The sequence below is a fragment of the Candidatus Ancaeobacter aquaticus genome (assembly GCA_030765405.1).
Lineage (GTDB): Bacteria > Auribacterota > Ancaeobacteria > Ancaeobacterales > Ancaeobacteraceae > Ancaeobacter > Ancaeobacter aquaticus.
Genome location: JAVCCP010000067.1, coordinates 30,028 through 52,899 on the forward strand (window position 1 = coordinate 30,028; position 22,872 = coordinate 52,899).

Below are 22,872 nucleotides of genomic sequence, written 5' to 3' on the forward strand. Positions count from 1 at the left end.
ATGGTTACATATTCACACAAGTATAAGTTATGGTTGAAGATTATTGCCTCTGTAGTTATCTTTACTTTCACCTCTGAAAGTATCCTTTGGAGTGCTCAGGGGCCTACGTATCAATATGCATCAAAGAAAGCTGCCAGTGAAACAGCGGCGCTTCTACCTCAGATGGTGCAGGCACCCGTTTTTACCAACGTTAATGACGTACTCTCGATTAGTCTTCCTGAAACATATGGCTCGGTGAAGAAAACGTTCAAGGGAACAAAGAACAAGCTTGTTATACACATCCAGGATTCTCACGCTAATTATGAAGCGCAGTCAAATTACGTTAAAATCTTAAAAGCGCTTAAGAAAAGCAAGTTTAAGGGGAATATTAACCTGATTCTCGTTGAAGGTGCTGCCGGAACAGTCGATACCTCGATCCTGAGTTCATATCCTGATAAAGAGGTCAGAAACGTTGTTGCAGAAGATCTCCTAAAAAGAGGCAATATCACCGGTTCTGAATATTTTTCATCAACTGCGGACGAAGCAATTATGGTTCAGGGCATTGAAGACCCTACCACATATTTGAAGAACCTTGATGTATACCGAAAATCTCAGGAAGCACGCAAAAATATTGAAGCATATATTTCAGTGGTTAAAGGGCTTCTTGCCACATTACGTAGAAATGTCTTTTCACCTGAGCTTAATACTCTTATTTCAAAAATGGATGATTATCGGGCAGATAAGCTTTCATTTGCCGATATTTGCCTGGACATGAGGGTTTATGCTGACAAGTATGACGTTAATTGGAGACGGTACAGGAATTTTGCTCAATTAATGGACGCCCTTGAAATTGAAAAGACAACCGATTTCAAAGTTATTGATACTGAACGTGAAGCATTACTTAAGGAACTACCTAATAAGCTTGTAAAAGAAGATGTGCAGGATTTGGTTCAAAAGAGCTTGTTTTTTAGATTGGGAAGAATTTCAAGTGAAGATTTTTATCAGTATTTAAAGGGTTTGTGTGAAAAAGCGGGTATAGATCTCAAAAAGTATCCGAACATGGAAAAATATATGGATATTGTCGGTATATATTCAAAGATCGACACTGATAGGCTCTTTATTGAAGTAGACCAGCTTGAAACAGATGTAAAAAAGAAACTGTACCGCAATGATGATGAAGCCCAGCTCGACCGAACACTTAAAAACTTCATGATTCTTGAAAGGCTTGTTGATCTCAAATTATCCCGTGATGATCTTAAGTATTATGACGAGCACAAACATGAAATTTCCATGAAGAAGTTCTTCGGTTTTATCAAGCAGCAGTTTGAGAAACGTGGTCTTGTGTATAACTTTAACCCTGATATTCTCGCTGTTGATAAACAGGTTGAAAATATGGATGTTTTCTATCAAGTCGCTCTCAAACGCGATGAGATCATTGTCGATAACACCATTAAAGAGATGGGTGATAAAAAGACCAATGTTGCTATCCTTGTTACTGGTGGATTTCACTCAAAAGGCATTGCAGAGAAATTGAAGGCACTAAATGTATCATACATGATTATTACGCCGCGTTTGACAAAGTCATTTGAAGATAAGAGATACAAACAAATAATGCTTAAAGAGATGACACCTTTTGAAAAGTTTATTGCTATCTCAGGAACACGTCTTGCACCACCTTTAGTATTTGATGATACCGAGCTTGATCCTGAGCGTAAAGACATGGTTTTGAAAGAGCTTGTGTTTGACGCGAAAGTGGTAGAAGTTATTAAAAATAAGGACCTTACACCGGAGAATATTATCACCTTGCTCGGAGAGAGAAAATCTCAATGGCTTAAAAACTACAGAAAAGATCTTGTTGTTCGAGGTGAAGAAAATATAGATGAGAGGGTAGAGAAACTCACGAAATTGATTGACGCAATTTCCATTGAAACCGCATATTTTGATACAGATGGGCATCTGTATATTCCACTTTCTATTGATGGGAAAGAACTTATAGTTGATGCATACAAAGGTGATCCGACAACATTGATAGAAGATCTCAAGAATATTATTAAGCAGGATATAGTAGACGTTGCGGGAACCAAGACGACTATTGATACGTATCCTGAGCAGGGATTCTCCGTTGTGAAAAAAGATATTTATAAAAAGATCAAAGATGCCGGTGGGGTTGCAAGTGCAAAAGCTGCTGGTTCGCTATTAAAACTGGCATTTGGTAGGTTGGCTAAAAATGAGAACGGAGACTGGATATATACATTAAATACTCCCGAAGAGATTAAAAGAGCGGGGTATGATTATGTTGAGTTCTTAAAAAGAATTGGAGGAGAAGAACAGCTTGTAAGCCTAATTTCACGTATAAACAATATGTTTAGAAAAAAGGGGAAGTATCGCGCGCGATATCCAAAAATAGTGATGGTACCGTTTTTTAATATTGTTGAAGAGGGCAGACTTGCCAAAACAAAGAATATGAATATTGTCCATCCTGACACGTCAAGCACTGCCCGTATCGACATTGATATTGATTTGCTGTTGGACGAAGGGTTGGAAGATCTGTTTGTGTATGTATATTCGCATGAGGCAATAGGTCATCCTGAAGTGAATAAAGTGATGAAAGATGTTGCTAACAGGATTACCTATGAAGGTGTAATAGATAGAGATAGTGTGAATTTCCCTTCTGTTATAGAGGAAGTGGTGGTTAATTTACGTGATATACAGGATTTTATTACTAAGACAGAGGCCGAGCAGACTAATATTATTAGCGGCTTGAAGAAAATTTCCGGTGAGGCAAATCCATTTGTAAAAATTCTTGAGGATGTACAGACAAAGCGGTATCTCGAAAGCAACAAAGTGATTGGTGGGATACTTGATATTATTTGCGATAGAAATGTGTATCCTGAATATAGCAGACTGGTAAATAGGTATCGTGATCTTATATTAAGAAACAGTGAGCTTGTATGGTTGGAATACAAGAGCCGACAGGCAAAGGAATTTATTGCAAAAAGAGATCGTATGAAGGAGTCTCTTCAGAAGATCGTTGCGCTTGAAGATAAAAGCAAAGCTGGGCCTTATCTTAAAATAATAGCTCAGGAATTAGGTCTGAAGCCAACTGAGCTTAATACTCTTGACGAGGGGGCATATGCGATAATTAGAGACGGCATTGAAGGGGTAAAAGATACCTATTTTAATAAAGGAGTAATTATTCAGGAGGAGGTTGCAGATTATGAGAAGGTCTTGAATCCGCTTGTTGCAAATATCGAGTTGGTTTTAAACAGAGAAAAATATTATGAAGAGATAGATAAGTTGGTTTCCGAGCAGTATGTGCTGAATGATAGTGAATTTTACAATATATTTAATGTAGTAAAAAATGATGTAAGCATAAGCAGTATATCTGAGGCGGCTAAAGAAAAAGAACTCAAAATCAATCAATTACTTGATCAGTTTGAAAAAGAGAAATGTTTTTCTTTAGACGAAGAATATAAAAAAGCTGTTATAGAAAATTTTTCAGAACAATTTAAGCGCTTATACGCTGAACTTTTTAATAACTTATTGTATAAAAATATCAGATTGAGTTCTGATAACGAGGTTGTTTCACGATACACTGATAACAAAGACTATTATAATAATATTCTGAGTAACGATGTTTTAGCACGCATTGATCTTGACGAGAGCATGCGTAATCAGCTTGATCTTTATCTAAAAGATAAATTAGTTGAAAAGGACAAGTGTAACAGCATTCTTGCGTACATTCATAATAAAGCGCTGGTAAAAATTAAGCAAAAAGAATTTATTAGCATTAATGATGATCTTTCCATTTCTCAGGAAATATTTGTAAAGGAAAAAACTGCACTGATAAATCAAATGAAAAAAGCTCTTAGTGGTGTGCCATCTAATCCAGCACTTACCTCATTGGTTGATCTGCAGATTGAAATTTTTGAGGATATTGATGAAAATATCCTCAAATGGAATGAATGGATAAAAAAGATTAATGTTGTCAATAAGGATCTGAGGTCGCCACTTATTGCTGAGGCGGCGCAAATAATTGATTCAAAACTTGCAGGATATAAGTATAGGATGAACACCAACCTTGGCATACTTAAGATATATCTTAATCCTGAAGAAATCAAACTGTTGGGAGAGAAACTCGATACACGTATTTCGCGTATAGAAAAAACTGCTCAAGCGATTTCGCAAGGGACTATAGTTCTTTTTGAAATGCCGAAAGACCGTGTGGAATATATAGATTTAATGAAAACAGTCAATGCATTATTGGTTGGTATTCTCGATAAGCAACAGCCACCAAGTAAAGCTTTATATGATAAAGTGGTCAAACTTAATGATCAGGCGCAAAGACTTATGGATCACGCGAAAACAGAATTAAAAATGAAAGAAGTAGAGATCGAGCCGAATGAAAGAGATATAAAAAAACTCGTTGCTGATATTTATGATGAATTTGATCTTGTAAAATATGACGGACAAGCACAGCGCGATGCGGTAGTGAAAGAGCTTGTTGAGCAAGTGCCCTCAGGCGAAGCTATTACGCAAGGTTTTATTGATGCGGAAAATAAGCCTTTGTATGTTGAAACCATGAAGACAGCTGTCGAAAATGTGCTTGCTAAAGAAACACAGGTGACAAATCTGGAATTAAAGGAACAAGTTGAATCTATTAAAGCACTTACTCCATTAGTGAATGTGTTATCTGAGTATGGCGCATTTATTTCTGCGACTTCAGGCATGTCTGCACGAGGCAAACTGGATGAGCTTAAAGCGGTGCAGGGCAAAATAGACGAGAATTTGAGTGCTGTTTCATCCGAAGATGTACTGAAACAGGTTGGGGAATATATCATAGCTCAAAGAGACAAGCTTATTGCTACGGTAAGGGAAGAAGAAAACAGAGAGCTTATTGCAAAAAATGCAGGATTGGTACTAAAGATTGAGGATCAGGACAGTAAGATAATCTTGCTCTGTGGTGAAGTGCTTAACGGCGCACGCAAGCTCGAAAGCAAGATGAAGGAAGTAAGTGATCTACAGGCCGGTTTGGGAACGTTGATTAGTGGTGAAATAGCCGGTTATAAGGATATTGGAACACTATTGGGTGAAGTCGCTCAGGCTGAAAGGGATGCGCTTGAGATCGGTGATCTCAAAGATGAGCAAGTTGCACAGAGAAACATTGTAAAGGTTAAATGGGAAGGGATGAAGATCACCCTTGAAGCGCTTAAATCAAAGATCGTTACCGCTATACAGAATATAAACGAAACAGATGCCACACTCATAGAAAAAATTACCGTACTGAAAAATCAGGTAAAAACAGCTAAAGCAGAGCTTGAAGGGCTGGAGAATATGAAGGGTGTTCTTGAAGAAGAAAAAACGAGTTTAGATAAAAATATCGCCTATTTTAACGATCAAATAAATAAGATGCCAAAAAACAGAGACGGTTTAGCTGTGGCACTTGTCGAATTAAAGAATAGCAAACAAAAATTAGAGAAAGAATTGAAGGCTAAGCAAGAATCTTTAAAAACAGTAGAGACTGATATTACTGTTAGTAAAAAAGACAATAAAGATTTAGATAAAGATCTATCCGAGTTAAAAAAACAAGAAACAAACCTGGAAACGTCTCTTTCCGACGTAAAAGAGAATCTCAGGGCGCTCAATACCCAAAAAAATAATCTTCTTGAAGAAAGACAAAAGATACAAGCGGAAAGCAAGGATACAGAGAGTGAGATCAAAGATCTTCAAGAAGTGAAGATTCCTGAGGCGAAGAAAGAACAGCTTGTAACGAGGCAAGAGTTGTCCGAGGAAAAAGAAAAGTTACAAGTAGTTCGGAAGAAGACTGAAGATCTTCAGAATCAAAAACAAGAGCTAATTGATAAGGTTTTCGACGAAACCGAAAAGCTTGCCCGTTTGGCTAAGGATATTCAGACGTTAATCGATGAATCTGACGGTCTTCTTAAGCGAATTAAAGACAAAACACAAGCAAAGGAAAATTTGCAGGCTGAAGTGGAGAGAAATAATATTAAACTCAAGTCGATTGAGGACGATATAACCGCTGATATTAAAGAGAAACGAGAGAAACAAGAAGATGCTGTTGCTAAACTGGGTGATAAGATAGTGGGTTTAAATAGAGACCTCATGCTTTTGGACGTCCAGAAAAAGGAATTAGAAGAGAAAGTGACGCAGATCCAGGGTGAGATATCCGCTTACAAGAAAACTGTTATACCCGAATTGGGGAGGGAAGTCGAGCATCTGGGGCGCGCGAATGCTCTTCAGCAACGGCAGAAAAAGTCGCTTTTAAGCAGTATTGATACTCTTAAAGAAAATGAAGAAACTGTGTCTGAAAGTCTTAAGCAGTTAACCGTTTTGCAAAAGGAGCTTGAAAAAGAAAAATTAGGGTTAAATGAAAAACTTCAAACAGCTCAGGAGAACAATGAAAAGCTTGTCCGGGATGTAGAAGGTGTAAATGCTAGTCTTGAGGATATGTTTAAGAAGAATGAAGAGCTTACAGCTAATATCGGCTCATTGGAAAAAGATATAGCTTTACAGGAAAAAACTTTTAAAGAGAAAACTAATCAGCATAATGCGTTATCTGAGTCTGCAGCCAGCTATCAGGAAGAGTTGGAAGGGATTGATAAAGATATACGCGAAAAAGAAGAAGAGCTTGCGGGTGTAAAAGACAAAATAAAACAAACAGTAAAAGATCGTGAGGCATTGATCGCTGAAAAAATGACTATTGAAAAGCAGTTAACAGTAGTTGTAGATAAAAAAGATGATGCTGAGAAACAAAAAGAGCTCCTTCTGGCAAAGATCAGTCCTTTTAAGAGGATAAGAAGTCTTTTTAGAGAATTTATTGAAGCTGATATCAAAGAGGGTGTTGATATTGGTATAACTGCACAACGCGCAATAACTGAGAAGGATATTACGGAGGCGATCGGTGCGCTTAATGCGGTATTTACTGATCTCTCCGAAAAAACGCTTGTTACCAATTATCTGATGCTTGCATTCTTAGATTTGAAGAAAGAGATCAAAGATGTTGGTGATAAAGTGATGGAAGGACAGAAGGAATTGCTTGGGTCAAAATCGGCACTGCAAATTGGTGCTATCGAAGAATATCTGTCGGTGGAATTAAAATATCTCAGCGGACAAGAGTTTACAACGAAAGAACAAGCTGAGGAGAGGAAAAGACAATTGCAAAAAAATATCGAATCATTTGGTCCGACATATGCTGTATTGTTTGAAATGGAAGTGCCGTCTGATAAAGCTGATATTGCTAATGAATTAAAGCAGTTACAAACTGTGCTAGATCTGTCAGAAACCGGAATACAAGCCGCCGCACAGAAGATTTCCGATGGTGAAACTGGTGTTATAACAGCTAATATAGATGTTTTGGTTGAAGAAGAAGTGGCGTTGGCTAAAGAGCTTAAACGTTTGCTAAAGGATCGTAACAATAAACATTCAGAAATGCGAGGCCTGCTTGGCAAAGGAAAGGAAATAACCTCTTCAATAACAACTCTTTCTGAAAGCATCACGGGCCTTCAGAAAGAGATTAAACAATCTTCTTCTAAACTCGACGTGCTCAGGAAAGAACGAGAAAAGATTGCATTGGATCTATCAGCATTTGAAGCTGCTGATAAACGTAAAAAGGTTGAAGAACCTAAAAAAGAACTTGCTCCTCCACCGACAGATGGTCAGAAGAAAAGCGCGGAAACGGTAGAGTCTGAATTTGAAAAATATAAAATAAGCGTAAAAGAATTTAAAGGAGAATCCTCTAGGTCGTATGCGTCAGACGATAAGTTGGTTAATGCTGCAAGGTCCAATCTTAGGCTGATTAGAACAATAGAGTGGAGTGCACACGAAGTTGGTCCAGAGTTTGACAATAAGTTCGAAATATGTAAGAAATTACTTATATTGGAAAATGACATTATTGCCGCTGAAAAGTTGCATGAAAGATATACACAGTTAGACCTCGAAAAACTTGATTCTACGCAAACAAAAAAACTGCTTAACCGATTATCAAAACGTGGCATATGGATTATTAGTGGGCGAAAGTTTGGTTCAGGAGCTTCAAATGGCGGGCTCAATCAGTTTTATGCTTTTTTAGGCCATATAGGGAAAACTGATTTAATTCAGGATAAAGACATTGTTTCTTTAAGGGAGAGAGCCCTAAAAATCAGTAAACTTATTCAGGGAGTTACGGGAGAATCAGCGGTCAAACTCATAGAATTTGAAACACAGCTCGAGCAAAAAGAAGCGTCTTTAGAGATTATTACCGATAGTCTCCAGACATTGAATACCTCTATTGAAAGAGATCCTCTTTCCATGGAACCACTTGTTGATCTTATCCGTTTGTCAGTTGTTATTGCAACAGATAAGCTTAATGTGAACAAGATATCCACTGAAGCCGCGCTTGCAGAACTTACTGATGAACAAAACAAAATCATAGATAAAAAAGTTGCGGCCCTTATAAAAAACATCAACAGTCTTAATGCAGCTATTACGGTAAGAAAAGAATTGAATGGCCTGGTGCTTGACGCAATAAACATAACAGCTGATACTGTTGAGTCGGTAGGTACAAAGATTGATCTTGTAGAGGGGAAATTGCAAAAGGTTGAAGGGTATAAGGGGTTTTCTGAAGATACTGTGTTAGCTCTGCAAGTGGCGAGCATCAGGAACTTGATCGCGGAAATAAAACTTCAAAATGCGCTTGCATTGACACAGGGGCAAATAAAAGAGCTTACTGATAAAATTGAAAAAAATCCGGATATGATAACACAGGTTTCCGGAAAGATTGTTGATATAGAAAAAGCTTTGTCTGCACTGGAACAGGACGCTGCGAAAATCGGATGGCAGATACAGAAAAACACGGTCTATGCTGAGAACATTAAATCAGTTAAATTTTTTAATGCACTCGGTGAGGACACAGCGAAACTTAATGAAATAAGAGATGAAATAGCCGCGTTTAACAAGAAGGGGTACAAAAATATCTTTTCTGAGGAAATAGAATCACTTCAAGAAAAAATGGACAAAACACTGACAGAAATCTATGCAGTGCCGGTAAAAATGATGGATGATGTCAAAGCGGAGTTTAAATCCTTAAAGGAAGGATATCAATCTTACATATTAAACGAAGCAGTGCCTATGCTGACAGAGGAGTTTAATAAAAGTGCTGATATCATTATTTCCAGCATTACTGAAGAATCAACCAAAGAAGATTTGGTTAATGCGCGTACCGTGCTTCAAAACAACGCAGACCTCAATATCCTTGAGGGTCTACCTAAAGCTGTTGCTAACGAAAGATTAGGGGAACTCGAGAAAAAGGTAGATGCGATGATCGCTGTTCGTGATAAAAAAGAAGAAGCTGAAGCGATTGAAAAAGAAAAAAGAGAATTAGAGACAAAAGAGAGAGAAGCGCTCGCGACTATAGCTGATTTTAAAGTGAATGCACTTGGGCTTATTGATTCAATGACTGAAAGTTCTTCGGAAGAAGATTTTATTGAAGTACAAAATAAGCTTAGTGAACTCATTGATGAAACGCCGGATCTTTCTGATGAGGCTAATCTGGAAGTAATGAAAAAATACGCTAAAAAAGTTGCTTCTATAAGAGAAGATCAAAGACTTATGGTTGAAGAAGCGGAAATGAAAGCTTTTCGGAAGTTAACTCAAGAAATCACCGAAAGTATTACCGTTATATCAACAGAAGATGAAATTAAAGCACAACGTATAAAAATAATAGATGCAATGGCAGACATGCACATTGAAGAGGATGCAGCTGATATTGAGGAGTTACAAGAATATGATAATAAGGTTACGAGTATTCGAGATGAGAACAAGCGTCTAGAGGAAGAACAGCGTGTAAAAGATGTAACTCAAATCGTAACAGATGTTGAGAATATTGAGAAAGTGATAGGTGAAATAGATCTGTTGCAAAATGATAAGGTTGAACTTCGTAAAAAGAAACTTTCTGAGGCCATGGTCGCGTTAAAGAAAGCCCAGACCAATATTACCGATGAACTCATCACGAAACAGTCACTAGCCGTGCAAAAAAGTATTAAGGATAAGATAGACACACTTGAAAAAGGCCTTGTCCGAAGAATAGAGCTTAACACGCTTTTTGAATCTTTACATGTAATTAGAAATCGCGGTTTTTTTCCTGATCACTGGGAACAAAATCAGGCAGCGTTAGATGTTTTGAACGAACAAATAGATTTATTGAGCAAATCGTTATCTAGGGTAGAGTGGGTTAAGAGCTTTTTCAAGACCGACCTGTTACGCACCCTTACGGATGCACAGCTCGTGGTTTTAAAGGTAGAGGCAAAGCGATTACAATCTCTTCTTGTTGATCTTAAAAAAATACACGGAAAAATCACGCTGATAGACAAGAACCTGGTTGAAAAATTAGCTAAAAACAGTGAGGAAGTTGTCCAGTCAGTAGCATCGCTGAAGAAACAGTTCAAATCGCTATTAGAAACTAAAGAACAATCGGGTTTGCAGGACGTTGATATAGAGTTCTTGGATAGCATGTTCAAGAAGATTGATATGCTCATCGAAATCACGCTGATAGATAAGAACCTGGTTGAAAAATTAGCTGAAAACAGTGAGGAAGTTGTCCAGTCAGTAGCATCGCTGAAGAAACAGTTCGAATCGCTATTAGAAACTAAAGAACAATCGGGTTTGCAGGACGCTGATATAGAGTTCTTGAATAGCATGTTCCCGAAGATTGAGATGCTCATTATATATTGGGGTCAGCTGGGCGCTATTGATAAACAGCTCGATGCTGAGGTTATTACGTTAGCCGATATGGACAATCTTGAAGAGAATATTCAGACGTTTATTAATTCGGGAGCCACGTTCGATGTGGATGTCAGATATAGCCGGAAGATTGCCGGGCTACGAAAGAAAATAAGTGAGTTAAGCAAGAAGTTTAAAGATATTCCCATTACAAGCAAAGTGGTCGAAGTGGTCGAGGATGATGATGTGGTGCCTCCAGAACTATGGACAGTAAATCAGCTCAATAATGCAGAGATTGAGGCAGGGCTCGAGTTGATTAATGCAAAGAATATTTTACTTCCAGAGAAGGAATTACAGCGCGCTTTTGATGAAGCTTCACCTACCGATAAGCCTACTGTTGTGTCTGATAATACGCTCGATGTTAAAGAAGCCGAGAAGATGAAGGAAGCCGTAAAACGCTTACCCATATATGATTATGATTCTGAACTTGAAAAAGCATTTAAGAAAGATGAGAATGCTAAGGAATTACTAGAAACCCTCAGGAAGGCGAAGAAGAATCTTTCACGTCGTATGGTCGGTACCGATAAAGCAATTAAGCAGATGAATGAAAAGCTTGAAGAACTTAAGGCGGATCTTTCAAAACTTGCCGGCGGGGAAGATAAAGAAAAGAAAATTGAGGCTCTGACGAATAAATTTCAACTATATACGGATCGGTATAATACGCTTAAAAGTTTCCTTGAAGTGTTAAGTCTATCCATCCAGCAGGAAGAAAAAGTAATCACAGAGTTTGACGCTAAAGAGAGAAAAACATCTGAAGAGATAGAAGCTTTTAGCAAAGATATGGGAATACGCATTAAGAAGTTTAAGTCCGAACTCGAAGATACATTTGAAGAAGCTTTTGCAAAAGAATTTATGGAAAAGGCGCCTTCTGGTGAGATATCTTCTGAAGTTCAACCGATGCAAGAAGATGTATCAAATAAAAAAGATGATATTGTTTTACGTATGGATGAATTGAATAAGAGATTACTTGCGAGGGTAGACGACGAGTTGGCTGAAATCGAGCTTGATGTCGAAAACATTAAACCTGAAGACTTTGGTAATCTCGGCACAATTTGGGGAAATGTAAAAGGCAATATGGAATCCGGTAAAAAATTTCCAGATAAAGGCGATATTGAAAAATTCGTTCCGAATATTTATATTGCACTTATGGATAAACTCAGGGAATTAATAAAGGCTAATCCGGAGATGAAGTCGCAGATGGAAGAAAGTATCAACAGAATCATAAAGCGTCAGGCAAAGATCATCCTAACATTAGAGCAGTTTGTTGATCTTATGAAAAGCGTTGATAAATTGCCTGATGGGCAAGTAATGCTTAAAGCAGCAAAGCGTAAGGAATTAGATAAAGTGCTTGAATCATTACAAATACAGTTAGAGGAAATACCGCTTGAATATGCAGCGATTGTAAAAGGATATGATGCGAGCGAATATGAGCTGTTGACCAGTGATTTGGAGGAAAAATTGTCTGACAGTATTAATCTAATGTTTACCCCGCTCTATAATAAAATATTGAATAATAAGTCAATGGATGTTGCTCCGGAGATTATAAGCAAACTGGTAGAGATTCTTAATCAGGTTGAAAAGGTTTCTAAGAAGGAACTAGGCCTCGATGTTGTTAATGCAGATGGATGGAGTAAGGAGTACTCTGAGCTGGCTTTGTTACTAGGGGATTATCGACTGAACGAATCTAATATTCCTGTTGTAGCTGCGTTTAACACGCTCTACGACGAAGCATTGGAGCTCAAGGAAGAGTTAGCGGCTAATAAAAAAGTATATACCGAAGAAGATCTTGTAAAACTCGACGATTTCTTTGAGTTGATACGTAAAATGAATAAAAATCTAAAAGACTTGCCGGTGTATGAGGTTGGGTGTCAAAAAGATAATGTTGACGATCTGTTATCTGTTTTTAGGGATAAACCTCAGAGCGGTGTTGAGGGGATGGGGATACTGTCACGTATCAGAGTATCACTTGATAAATCGTTTAGTGATGCAAAAGACAATTCTCTAGGGAAGCTTGAAAAGGATAAAGATTTTATTAATAACTCATATATCTCTGAGCAGAATGGCGCTGTATTTAAAATGTATTCTAAATATATAAATATTTTAGAAGCGCTTGGCGATGTCCCAGTTGATAACAACCTACAGCCGGAAAAGTTCATAGATAAGGTTAAAACAGGATTCACACAACAATGGGATAGTCTTTTGAAGACAGATTTACGTGCATCGTTTATGAATCTCCTGGTGACTATTGTTAGTGAAGAAAAAGGGAAATATGATAACATCGTAACTAGTGAAGATATCAAAGATATCCAAAATAGGTCATCAGATATCTCTGGATTAAAGTGGTTACAGAACCCCAACCTTTTTGAGTTTGTAGCACTGCCAAAAACAAAGCCGTTTTTCGGCGGGTTGATGCCTCTTCCTAAGATAACGGCATTCTCGTCTATGCCGATTTATGCTCCGAAAGATGACATCACAGTTAATGCTGAAGGTACGTTCAACTTTAAAGAGAATTGGTCTTATCAGCCAGAGGAAAGACAGGAAAAGATAGAGGATGCACTCAATATAGCTTTGGCTAAGTTGAAAGCTGCGTATCCGGATGTTGCCCTAACTAAACTGAAAGTACGTTTCACGTCCGCAAAAGATAAAAAGGGACGCGGATCAATAGGCTTGTTTCATGATTATGGTAAAGATTTAGTTGCAGAATTTCCGTGGGAGATCGTAGCAGCTATTGATACACAACCATGGCTCCCTGATTATCTTGTCTATATCATGGAACACGAAATGGTTCTGCATCCAGCTATTACCCATAGCGTTCCATTGCAGGCAGAATTGAATGTTTCTGTATGGGGAATGCAGGATTATGTGTACCGGAAAACACAGAAAGAACAGCTTAATATATTAAAGGCAATGTATGTTCTTGAAGAAAGAATGCCGGAAGCCGCTAATGAAATTTTTGGTATCAATGAAGATATGGGAAATGTTCCTGCGGCACTCCTCGTCCATTATAATGCGCTTGGTTTGACTGAAACAGGCAAGAAAGTTAAAATAGAGTTTGATAAATTTCTTGAATTAGAAGTTGAAAAACTTAAATTAGATACGACAGCTATCGCGCGTGAGGACCTCAGTGATACCAAGACACTTAAAAAGGCAATAGCCACAATAAGGAACACAAAAGATAAATCCGTTCTGCCGGAAGATTTTGCCGGGTATGTTGATTGGATGAGAAAGCTGCTTTTTTCCAATAAAGATCTTTATGAAGAGGGAGGAGCTTACGCGCAAGTAATAAAAGAGATCCAACTTATGGGTCCTGAAGAACAAGCGGCCGAATGTTCGAAAATGACAGAGATAGCCGACTATACAAAGATAACCCTTGATAAAGATGGTGTAATTTCTAAGATAGCCGACTATACAAAGATAACCTTTGATAAAGATGGTGTAATTTCTAAGATTATTAAAAAATTGAACGAAATTGCCAGTCAGTTTGCTGCGGCTGATACTATTGATTCACTTATGAAAGTGATTAGCAAATATGACTTTAATAACGAAGAGTTTAAAAAAGATTTCTTGAACCCTGTTACTAAAGGTAAGTATGAACGCGTCCGATCTGTTGCACGTTTAAGTGTCTCTCGGATGTTTAAAGACGCCCTCTCTCAGGTTTCTCAAATGGACGAGTCAGAAGCAAAGGGCGTTCTCGAAGCATTGAGTAAATTGGAAATTCTCGCCGTCGAGTGTATCGGCCTTTCAGATCAGGCAAAGATAGAATATAAATCAATGCTCTTAGACTCTAATGAAAAACTTGATGCGAAAGCAAAAAAACGGGCACGTGATAAAATTAAAGAATATATTGCTGGTGATGAAATTAAAAAACATATTGCTGGTGTGAAGATTCCTCCGTTTTCTGAACCCGGTGTTTCTGGTTCCCGTGTCTCTTTTCTGCTTCAGCTTAATAAAAATTATATAGATGTTGAGATGAAGAATCTGAACAACTTAATGGCTGTATTGTCTGATAACGAAGTTGAAAAATTTAAGGGGAAAATCAAGGAAAAGATAACTGCGGTGATAATGGATCTTATAAAGGCGTGTATCGCGGATGGAACTCAAGAAAAGTTACTAACGGAAGAGAAAACGGAAGAGAAAACAGAAAAAGATATACGAATCAGAGATAAGTGGGAACCTTCCTTAATCGAATCGGTAGATTATAGAGAGGAACTTGAAACCATTATTAACGAGATGAAAGAAAATCCGGAAAAAACGTATGAACAGTTTGCAACGTACCTTGAACGGATTAATGAGGTAAACGTAAACGGTGAGTTCTCGGATAAACTGGCGCCTGACGTTATGCGGTCTAATCTTGAAGACGTGTTTGGTTCATATATAAAGAGTGACGTATTTACGTCGCAACTGGCGTTGAAATACAATGAGCCGTTATCAACCGCTCTACAAAAAATGCTGAAAAAAAGATATATTGACCAATCGTTTAAAAACACTATGGACGGGCAGATTGATTATAAAGCCTCTCTTGAAGAAATGTATAATGGTTCTCTTGTAATATCTCAGAAGATTATATTGCTCAGGAATGATTTAGCAAACGCTACTATAGAAGATGTTAGAATTGAACTGGCAAAAAGCATACAATCTGAGATTAGGAAGCTCTATTATCTCACCAATGTATTCAAGACTGCATATTTGCGTATACCGGGATTTGATATTTCAGCCGATATGAGGACAGCCTTTGAACGCTATAATTCAGATACGGGAACAGATGACGATTTGAGGCTCTTGACTTGTATGGCTCTCAGCTGGCCGGATAAGTACGCAAGCCTTTTCGAAAGCCCCGAGAATCATGAGATATTGGAATATGTGCCTGCTTTTATTTTAAATAATGCGTGGCCAAAAAAGATGGAAAAGACACTCAGAGAAAAGGCTGATGAGCTCCTTGACCTTTATTATACTGCCGGAGATATTCTGGCTAAAAAGACCGGAGTTCAGGACAGTCTGAGATCAATGAAAAAGAATATTGTTATCTCAAAACAATATCTTGAAGGGAAGGTAGATATTAAAGATGTTATTAAAAGCGGAGTCTCTCGCGAGCAGGCTCTGATCCTTGAGAAGATGGAACGCATTCAAAAAGCAGTCACCACCATAAAAAAGATTGCCACCTCTCACTGGAAATATTTTGGCAGCATATCTAAGGACGAAGTAACAAAGCGTCTCCAAGCTTTGAAAATAACGCCGGAAGAGAAAGCTAGTATCGAAAAATTTATTCTCGAAGCCAAGAAGGTAAAAAATGACCGTCAGGCACTTGATTTTATTCTTAAGAACATGTTCTTAAAAGATGGCTACGTAACATGGAAAAATTATGTTGCCAATGACAAAGATCTGATTTCTGTGCGAGACTATGCAAATCGTCCATTGCTTTTCTTCAAGCTCATGAATGATTCCGAGAATAAGCGGTATTGGGTAAATAAAGTATTTGCTCAGGCGACTAAGATATCAGAAGTGAGCTCTTTTGACGAAGGTATTGATGAAAGGTTGACATATCTTCATGCACGAATAAAGAACCTGTTTAAAAATGGGAAATTGACTGGGGCCGCGGTATTATATCCTGACATTATCATGTATTCAACATTTGCCTATACCATACGAAAAATAAAGAATCTTGCCGCGATACCTCCGCCAAGTTTGAGTGTGCTTGTTGATACACTCAACAATGAGCAAGAGTATGTTCATGTTGAGTTAGATCCAACCATGCATACTGAAGCCACGAGTAAATACTTAAAAGAGCTTTCACAAAAACTAAAAAAGTTTGTTGATAAAAATCGATTAGTACCGCAGTTTAAGATATATGACTCTGAAATACCCGCACTACCCGCTTTGATGCTTTCATTGAAAGAATATTCTGATCCCTATATGGTGTTGAGACAGTTCCTCTTCGCGTTTATAACTAAAGAACAAAATCTTACCAGAGACGAGATAAGTAAGCTCAAGTCAAAGATTTTTGGTGCAATGCAAGTTCCTGAGCTATTAGAAGAGCAGTATAAAACAATACGCGACATACTTGTAAAGACAATGAATACGACCATTGATAAGAGCACAATAGCGACGGTAGAGAGTATTTACAATACTCTGCTCGATAGAGACACTCCTTTGACTGAGTTAATTGATGTTGAGTTGGGAATTACAATCGATATAGCACCGATCGTATCCGAAACGGTTGATCCGCAGGAGGCGTTAGAAACTGCCGCGAAAGATGTGAGTGAAGGTAAGAAGATTGAATTACTCTCAGATGAGGCCGTACAGATGATCAATGATGGTGATAGGGTTGCTGTAATCGTTGAGAATGAGACCGGTGATTATGCATATGATGATACCGGACGGCTGTATAAACTTACAGCTCCTCAGGTTAAAATGATCTTAGACTCAAACATCCCGGTTTACCGATACTTTGATTATGGGGATGAGGGGTTAGTCGCGGTTATTAAGACATCATCGGGAGAAAAAATACTTATTGATCCGACTCGAGAGAAAGGGGATCAGTCAAAACTGATTAGCTCTGTTAATGCTTTAGCCAAGATGCCGCCAGAAAAAAGGCGTCAGGAAATACAGACACTTGCAACAGTGTACGGTGATACGCTTGCTCAGATTAACGAATACAAAAAAAAGGGTGGGTACAAACAAGAAATAGAGAAACTTGAGCTCGCAAACGATAATCAATACAAAAATATTTCTAAAAAGATAGAGCGAGTAGAGGTTGATAGATTTGACGGCCTGCGGTCGCTCTATAGAATGTACAGGGATTTTAAATTCCGTAACGAATTCTATAAGTTTCTACTGGTTTACATGATAGCGCCTATGATTTTATCTGTGATGCTCATTCCATCAGTAGGTATGGCTTTTGGCGTTATTTTAGCTGTACAACTTGTGTTCTCGATGGCCGTAACGATCTGGTATTATGGCTTTAGAAAAAGAGAAGATCTTGTTGCTAGTGGTGTGGGTGATAAAATGCGACAAGATATTACACGATATATTACAACAGAAGACGATTCAAAACGCAAGATGCTGGCAAAGACTATTGAAGGATACGCAAAACGGAACCTACCGCTCTTTAAGGTGACATTGAAAGATATGTTAATGGCTGAATCAAAAGTTATATATAAGGATGTCTTAGGGTATGTGGATGTGGATGAAATACGGCCTGAAGAAAAGAAACTCTTTGATTCGTTATCTGACAGCTTTGCTGACAAAGAAGAAAACAGCTTGTTCTGGTTTCGCCGTATATCGTTAGAGCTTTTCCTGATCTTTTTGCCGCTATTTGCTATGCCGCTTTCTGCTGATGCAAAGACGGTTGCAGATATAGCGTTTGATAAACAACAGGCTGTGATGACAACCGTTGAGGAGAAAGGTTTTTACCCTGCAATGCGCAATTTTTTCAGTAACCTGTTTACTGTAGAAAAGAGACGTGAAGAAATACCTGTATTACCACCGACACTGCCGGTAATAAAAGAGAAAGTGCCGGCATTTAAGCCAACTATAGAACCGGTAATTCTCACTAAAGAACCTAAACCGTTTACGACAGAACCAACAACTGGACAGGAAGCAACTTCTCCCGAGAAACCGGATACAAAAGATATTATACCAGTTACAAAACCGACTCTTATTCCCTTGGTTGAGGGCGAACGGGATCGGGATCAAGAAGATAAGATTACGAAAGAACTTAATAAGAAAAAGAGTAAACTTACCGAGTTGGAAAGGGATTATGATACAAAATTCGGTTCGTTAAATAAGAAATATGATGCCCGCATTAAAGATTTGAAGTCAAAAATAAATGCAGATAGGACAAAATTAGAAGTGGAGAATGAGCATATACGCGCGCTTCGCATTGCAAAGGTTCGCTCGCAGATCGGTGATCCTGATGAGCTTATTGGAGCTAGGGATAACGACGTAAAGAAAACGATCAGAAATGCTCAGGATATATTTAAGATACTTGCAGCGGCTAAACCAACTAAAATATCCGGACTCAAAGTGAAAAACGCTGCGGAGATGGCATTACTGGTGGAAGAAGGCCATGATCCGAAACCGGAATTGTATTTTACTCTTTCTGACAAGATCTCAGCAGGAATGACATCCACATTAAGATATGACAATAAGGGGAGACTTATCATTGAAAAAACTCGCACACAAGCCGAGAGCGCTAAAGTTGACGAGGAATCTAACGAGAACAAGCGAAAAGACATGATGCTTCGGGCTATAATTCTTTATCAGCAAGCTTATCAGGATGAGCAGAGTTACCTTGAGGCATTTAGAGCTGCACAAATAGAATTAGAAGATCTTATTGAGAAGAAAGAAAGTTTTGGGACAATCCAGACACAATCGAATGAAGTGCAGAATCTCTACATCAAGTGGAAAGAGAAATTTGATAGGACCGAGCGTCTTCGTGATATTGTCAGAGTAGTTATTGGTTTGCCTGATGGACATATGATCAAGATAGTGGACATAATGAATTTTAAAATAGAAGAATTTCCGATAACTACATTTAAGTACGAAAAAAGTGTTCAAACACTTAAGCAGGTATTTGAACTAAAAGAAGAGATCATAGACCAGATGATCGCTAATGGCGGCAGAATTCAGATAGATCTGGGTATATCGCTTGACTTCTTCAACTTAAAAAGACCAGGATTATCATTATATGTATATAGTGACAGAGGACGATGGGATCCTAAGGTAAAAGAACGCGAGGTTATCCGTGAACGATACGAGCTCATTAATATTGAACAAAATGTGTATTATTACGTTGCCGACCTGTTAAGGCTGTATGTGTCACTGAAACGCCAGTTAGATGAAAACACGCAGGTAATAAAGGATATAAGCCAATTAAAGGAATTAGAAAAATATAAAGACGTTATAACTCCAGCAGAGAAGAATGCGTTTGAATTAAGGAAACTCCGAGCTCAGATAAAGAAGGAATCTATCAGCGCACATATAAGAGTTGTTATAGATGCGTTGAATAAAAGAGGTATTGATGTAAGAAAGGATTCTGATGTTTCAAAAATCGTTAAGGCCGAAGAGAAAGGGAAACATGTCGATTCAGACATTCATAAACTTGCGCTTAATACCGCTATAAAGATCCTTGAAGAGGCGCACGTAAAAAGTGTTATCAGAAGCACTATAAGAAAGGAAATCAACAACACTGAATTTCTAAAATTTGCAGAGAGACTGGCTAAGGTGTTAGCAGAAAGAGATTATAAAAAGACATTTGCACAAATACTGGATGAAGAATACAGGTTGCAGACGGAACATGAGGGAAAAGAACTTACGGAAAAAGAAAAGAGGGATATTGAGTTTAATCTTATAGCGAAGCTGTTAAGCCAAGGGTTATCTTACGATGAGCTTATGAGTTATCTGGATGAAAAAGGATTGGAAAAAAATAAGGTCACAGAAGAGTTAAAGAATAATATTTTTGAAGTAGAAAAGAAACTACGGCATGCCGGTAAATCCCCAGACGTCCATATTCAAGAGGATGTTCAGGAGTTAGGTTTGATTGACCTCGTGCGTGCTGCGCTCAGAAAGCATCCGCAGCTTCAAGCTCTAAAAGAGAATGTCGAAATAAATAAAATTGATGCGACACATCCTCATCCTGGAAAAAATATACAAGATGCTGAAGCACAGGTTGGGTATCGAGAAGCTTTTGCGGATTTTGACCGGAAAAATCTTGATATAGCAAAAGGCGCTGTCATTGAAGAAGTGATTGCAGCCTATGATAACCTTATCAGAGCGAGAATAAGGCAACAGCGAGAATCGCAGCTTATCGGCACTTATAATGAGTGGGTTAAAAAAACTAAGAAAACAGCGGATAAGATAAAGATCGCCAGCGCCGAGATGGAGAGAGATGAAGCAATAAATGAAGAGAAAATAGCCCGGGATGATTACGCCGCTGCATTGTCGCGGCTTAAAAAAGCGACGCGGCGGCGCGAGAATGATCTTATTGTCTTTGAAAATGATGATGGTATGAGTAAAGAGCTATGGGATCAAGTGCTAACAATGATACGCAATAATGAGAAAAAGAAGCCTACGGCATTATTTATTGAATTATCTAAGTTTTTGAAAAAGAACATTCGTGATTACAATCCCGAACTTCCATCGACAAAGAAATTCTTCGACATGATCCGTAATCTTACCAGTGATGGACCTTTTAGTGTCGTGATCTTAGAAGATATAGATACGTACCCTCAGAAGAAGATCTCTAAGGACTTGAAAGAGGTATTGGATGCTAAGGGGATTACCTATAATTATGATGCTTTGTATGGAGCATTGAAAAATCGCCTAGAAATGCTGGTTGATCTTATAAAAGTGGCTGAAGAACGTCGAAGATTTGATCGTTATCGGGGAAAACAGACGCATCCGGAGAGTCGAATAGATAAGATACCTTGGATGATATTATTTGGCGGTGTTGATTTTACTAGTAGAAATTATATCACTGAATACAAGATACCTGACACAAGCATAAGCATATCGAATCTTGTGCATCAAATAGGGCAAACGATAAAAACAATATATAACGATACGCAAAATGATGCAGAGATCCTCGCACAATACCGTATCGCTAAGCTTCGTTATACACTAGCTGAAGATTATAGTCTTTATCTTAAAGACATGATGAACGATCTTAAAAAGAGAATGGAAGATGGTGATGTAACGGTAACGGAGGAAGGTGAAATACTAAAAGCTGAAATAGATTATCAGAAAGCTGTCATCGCCAGAGACGCTGCGAACCATAATTTCTTATTATGGGAATTAAAAGAAGTGGTGCTCCGTGAAAAAGAAAAAATGGCTCAAGTTAAAGTGAAAACATCGCGTTTCGCACAAAAGGTCGCAAAACATTACGGAAAAACAAAGCGGGATAGTAAAGGTAATGTTCGGGATATTAATGTTAATGTTATTGAGAGAGTTGTACATGCTATGATGGAAAGAGTTGACGCACGTGATTTGAAATTCCCGAAAGAAGTAAAAATATCAGGAGAAGTATTTTTGTTTGAGTCACTTGAAGATGTGCTGATTGAGCGCTTAATAAAGGGCGAGGAAATGAGCAAATGGGCTGAAGAGCCTTATCAAATAAGCGATTATGCTGATGTTATTGGTGGACTCGAATCCACTATCCTGGAAATCGGAATCCTAAAGAGTGAGAGAGAAAGAAACATTCTTGAACGTGAAGAATTTATTGATGTAGCACCGATCTTTTCGTATGCGTCTCAGGTAGAACTCAAGAAATCACTGAAAATTCCTGGGACAATGCTCTATTTTGATGTTCAGAAACACCATGATTTTACTGAAATACATATTCCACAGGCAGAACTTGGTATTGCTCAGGAAAAAATAGGGCTTGACCAGTTAAAGCTTGATAGCGGTGCAGAATATGAACGTCTCAAACATGAGTTTTTTACAAGAAAACAAATGTGTGCCGTTCTGGAGACGATTTATAATCAAAGAGTGAAATTGCGTGAGGTTATTAAGGAGAGAGATAAAAAAGAAATTATAAAAATTGATAAGACACGCAAAGATTATCCGAAAGCCGATCAATTTGTCAAAGAACTGAACGCACAATTAGACGTTGCAAAAAAGGAATTGTCTAAATCAGAAGCACGGCTCAAGGCATTTGCATGGGCGACAGGATATGGGTATTCACCGGAGAAAAATGTAAGAATAGAATTGAGCACACTTTCACCGGAAGAATTTAATGCTGTATTTGCAGAGTTAAAAGAAGCACTTGGAGTGCATCCCAAGATAAAGATTGCAAAGATCGATATTGATAAAGCAGAACTTGAAGAAATAGCCGGTAAACGAAAAGGCATGATTGATGCTGTCATTCTTACCGCGACACCCGAAAGCTTTTCTTTAACCGGGACCAAAAAGCTTGATTTTCCAGAAGAAAAAATAAAAACAAAAATTGTTGAATTGGAAAAAGAAATAGGGCAACTTACGCTTGATGTAAAGATTGAGGAGTTACGGACATATTTATCACGACTACAAAAAAATCTAAATAATGCGATGCAGGACGTTAAAGATAAGCTCCTCTTGAGAAATAATGCGTACGCACTTGTGTATGGGAGCGCTGATGATGCA

General features: G+C 38.1%; 1 protein-coding gene (only partly in view). It reads left to right on the forward strand.

Translation table 11 applies throughout. The annotated features are described in order from the left end of the window. A protein-coding gene (locus P9M13_08865) for a hypothetical protein (protein MDP8263395.1) crosses the window boundary here: on the forward strand, positions 1-22,872 show its 5' portion. The gene runs 18,654 nt beyond the window's last position; 22,872 of the gene's 41,526 nt are visible here — the first part of the coding sequence; its start codon is at positions 1-3; its stop codon lies off the right edge, out of view.